The organism is Pseudonocardia pini (genome assembly GCF_013870575.1).
Classification (GTDB): domain Bacteria; phylum Actinomycetota; class Actinomycetes; order Mycobacteriales; family Pseudonocardiaceae; genus Pseudonocardia; species Pseudonocardia pini.
This window is the reverse complement of record NZ_JACBXB010000547.1, coordinates 1-3,828: the sequence shown is the minus strand read 5'-3', so window position 1 is coordinate 3,828 and position 3,828 is coordinate 1. Positions and strand designations below refer to the sequence as shown.

At 73.5% G+C, this 3,828-nt stretch carries 3 protein-coding genes and 1 pseudogene; all 4 read left to right on the top strand.

The genetic code is table 11. The features are described from left to right. Nucleotides 1-58 precede the first annotated feature (58 nt). The gene (locus tag H5J29_RS24420; protein ID WP_181783372.1) at nt 59-1,045 is read left to right on the top strand and encodes a DNA polymerase IV; all 987 of its coding nucleotides are present in this window, start codon (nt 59-61) and stop codon (nt 1,043-1,045) included. Nucleotides 1,046-1,173: 128 nt separating this feature from the next. Then, nucleotides 1,174-1,962: a VOC family protein gene (locus H5J29_RS24415; RefSeq protein WP_181783371.1), complete on the top strand. Its 789-nt coding sequence runs from the start codon at nt 1,174-1,176 to the stop codon at nt 1,960-1,962. A 76-nt stretch (nt 1,963-2,038) separates the two neighbouring features. After that, nucleotides 2,039-3,496 carry an MFS transporter gene (locus tag H5J29_RS24410; protein ID WP_181783370.1) on the top strand — a complete coding sequence of 486 codons (1,458 nt, stop codon included), beginning with the start codon at nt 2,039-2,041 and terminating at the stop codon, nt 3,494-3,496. Nucleotides 3,497-3,539: 43 nt separating this feature from the next. Beyond that, a pseudogene (locus H5J29_RS24405) lies at nt 3,540-3,828 on the top strand (SH3-like domain-containing protein); the annotation flags it as partial.

The window sequence follows — 3,828 nt, the reverse complement described above, 5'->3', positions numbered from 1 at the left end:
GGTTGGCGATCGTCTTCAACGGCTCGCCACTCTTCACCGGCGCCGCAGGCTCGGGTTCCTGGCCGCCGTCGAGCAGCTGCGCAGGCCCGAGCTCCGTGGGCGACCGGTGGTCGTCGGCGGGAACGGGGACCCGTCGTCACGCAGCGTGGTCGCGACCGCGTCCTACGAGGCCCGGGAGTTCGGGGTGCGGTCCGGGATGCCGATGCGGCTGGCCGCCCGGCGCTGCCCCGAGGCGGCGTTCCTGCCCGCCGACAACCCGACCTACGAGGCGGCGTCGGAGCAGGTCATGGCGGTCCTGCGGGAGTTCGACGTCGTCGTCGAGGTGATCGGCTGGGACGAGGCCTTCCTGCAGTGGGACGGCGAGGACCCGGAGTCGCTCGCCCGGGAGGTGCGGGCGGAGGTCCGCGCGCGGACCCACCTGTCGTGCGCGGTGGGGATCGGCGACAACACCCTGCGGGCCAAGATGGCCACCGGCCTGGCGAAGCCCGGCGGGATCCACCGGATCACCGCCCACAACTGGTTCGCGACCTTCGGCGACTCCCCCACCGGGGCGCTGCACGGGATCGGCACGAAGACCGAGCGCAAGCTCGCCGAGCTGGGGATCGGGACCGTCACGCAGCTGGCCGAGTCCTCGCCCACCCGGGTCGGCGAGCGGCTCGGCCCGCGGATGGGGCCCTACTACGTGTCGCTGGCGCGCGGGATGGGGCGGACCGAGATGGAGGGCGCCCCGTACGTGCCCCGCTCACGCAGCCGCGAGACCACCTTCGCGGAGAACATCGAGGACTGGGCACGGGTGCGCGCCGAGGTCGCGGCGCTGGCCGCCAGGGTGTCCGCGGACGTGGCCGAGGAGGGCCGGGACGTCGCGCGGGTCGGGGTCAAGGTGCGCTACGCCCCGTTCCTCACCACCACCCGGAGCCTGACCTTGGCGGGCCCCACCCGCGACCCGGCCCACCTCGAGGCCGCCGCGCTCGAGGTCGCGGGATGGTTCCGCACCGACCGCCCGGTGCGGCTGCTGGGGGTGAAGGCGGAGTTCGTGGACGGGTAGGCGACCGCTCGGCGACGAGTCCACGGAACCGTCGGTGGCCGGTGGGAGGCTGCGCTTCCGACGACTCCGGCTCCCGACGACTCCGGCTCCCGACGACTCCGGCTCCGGACACTCCAGGAGGAGGCACCATGTCCTACACCGACAGCCCCTGGCCCGACGGCTCGCCCTGCTGGGTCGACCTCGCCGTCCCCGACCTGCAGCGCGCCCAGGACTTCTACGGCACCGTCATCGGGTGGGACTTCCTGGACTCCGGGGAGGAGTACGGGCACTTCACGATCTGCAGGACCGACGGGCGGGCCGCGGCGGGCATCGGCCCGCTCGTGCAGGAGGGCCAGCCCAGCGTCTGGACCCTGTACTTCGCGACCTCGGACGTGGACGCCACCCTCAAGCTGGTCGACGTGAGCGGCGGCACCGTGCTCGCCGGGCCGATGGACATCCCGGGGAACGGCCGGATGGCCGTGTGCGCGGACGCCACCGGCGGGGTGTTCGGGCTCTGGCAGGCCGCGGGACAGATCGGCACCGAGGTCGTCAACCAGCCCGGCAGCCTCGTGTGGGAGGACGCACGGCTCACGGACGTCGCGGCGGGCAGGCGGTTCTACACCGGACTGTTCCCCTACACGTTCGGCGAGATCCCCGGCCTGCCGCTGGAGGAGTACGGAACCCTCGACCTCGACGGGCGGCCCGTGGGCGGGATGGGCGGGCTGATGGGCGCTCCGGAGGGCACCCCCAGCCACTGGCTCGTCTACTTCGGGGTCGTCTCCGTCGACGCGGCGCTCGCCGCCGCCACGGAGCGCGGCGCCACCGTGCTCTCCCCCGCCGAGGACTCGCCGTTCGGCCGGATGGCCGTGCTCGCGGACCCGTTCGGTGCGCCGTTCGCCCTGCACCAGCCACCGACCGACGACGGGTACACGGGGTGACCTGTATCCGACTTGCTTGCTTGACCTAAGCAAACTTATTCTGGCGGTCCATCCGGAAAGCAGGTGACCGCCCCCCTTGTCCGAAATCGTCCACGTCCGCACGCCGGCCGACCTCCCGCTCGCCGCCACCGAGACCCCGGTACCGCCGCCGACCGCGGCGATCACGGGCGACCCTGCGCCGCACCCGCGCAGGCACGCGGTGTTCGGCGTGGTCTCGCTGGCGCTGCTGATGTTCTCGTTGGACCAGACCTCGGTGTCCACGGCGCTCACCACACTGGGCGCGGACCTCGGGGCCGGGCTGGCGTGGACGAGCTGGACGGTCACGGCCTGCGCGGTGGGGCAGATCCTCGCCCTGCCGCTGGGCGGCAGGCTGGCGGACCAGTTCGGTCGCAGGCGGGTGTTCCTGGTCGCGATCGCGGCGTTCGCCCTGTTCTCCGGGCTGTCCGCGCTGACCACCGACATCGGGCAGCTGATCGCCTGTCGCTTCGTCCAGGGCCTCGCGGGCGGCGTGATGCTGCCCGCGGCCAACGGGCTCGTCGCCTACCACTACGGCCGCGAGCGGGACCGGGCGCTGGCCCTGTTCACCAGCGTGTTCCCCATCGGGGCGATCGTGGGCCCGATCGTCGGCGGGCTGATCCTCACGGCGTGGTCGTGGCACGGGATCTTCCTGGTCAACGTCCCGATCGGGATCGCGCTGCTGGTCGTCGGGTCGCTGGTGCTCACCGAGCCGCCCCGCAACCGTCCGGAGCGGGTGGACCTGCGCGGCATCGCGCTGCTGATGACCACGCTGGTCTCCGGCATGCTCGCGATCACCATGATCGGTTCGCTGGGGTCCGGGGTGGGCGCGGTGGTCGTCCTCGTCGTGGCGGCGGCCGTCTCGGCCGTCGGCGGCTGGGGCTTCGTCCGGCACGCCCGCAGCCACGCCGACGCGGTGGTCCCGATGCGCCTGCTCGCCGGGCGCGGCCTCGGGATCATGAACATCACGAACGTGCTGTTCGGTGCGGCGATCATCGGGTTCTCGGCGCTGCTGCCGCTCTACGCGCAGACCCGGTACGCCCTGCTGCCCCTCGCCGCGGGGGTGCTGCTGACCGCCCGCGCGGTGGGCACCATCGCCTCGTCCGGGGTCGCGGTGGCGCTGCTGCGCCGGACCGGTCACCGCCCGCTGCTGCTCGTGGGGCTCGGGCTGATCGTCTCGGGGCTGGTCGTCTCGGCGGTCCCGCCCGCAGGCGTCTCGCCCGCGCTGTGGCTCTCGTTCGGGGCGGGGCTCTGCGGTCTCGGGATGGGTCTCGCCGGACCCGCCGCGAACAACGCCGGCATGCACCTCGTGGCCGACGACGTCACCGCCGTCTCCGGCCTGCGGATCATGTTCCGGCAGGTCGGCGGCATCGCGGCGATCTCGCTGACCACCGCCGCGCTGTCCGCCAGCACCTCGCCCGGCCTCACCGGCGGGATCGCGTTCGCCGTGCTGGCGGTCCTGCTCACGGCCGCCGCGATCGGCGCCGCCCGCATCCCGAACCACCGCGGGCGGTGGTGACGTCTACGATGGTGATCGGTCATCACCTATCGTGGAGGTCTCGGTGCCAGGCGTCTCCGATCTCGGCGGCACCTCCGGCCACGGCCGGGTACCGGTGCCGGACCCCGCCGAGCCGCCGTTCGCCGCGGCGTGGGAGGCGCGGGCCTTCGCGCTGACGGCCTTCACCATGGGCCGGGTCTCGGGGCGCAACCTGGACGCCTTCCGGCTCACCCTCGACCGGCTCCCCGCCGAGCAGTACTTCGGGGACGGGTACTACGGCCGCTGGCTGCACGCCGCCGAACGGATGCTGGTCGACTCCGCGATCCTCGACCCGGGCGCCGTCGACAGCAGGG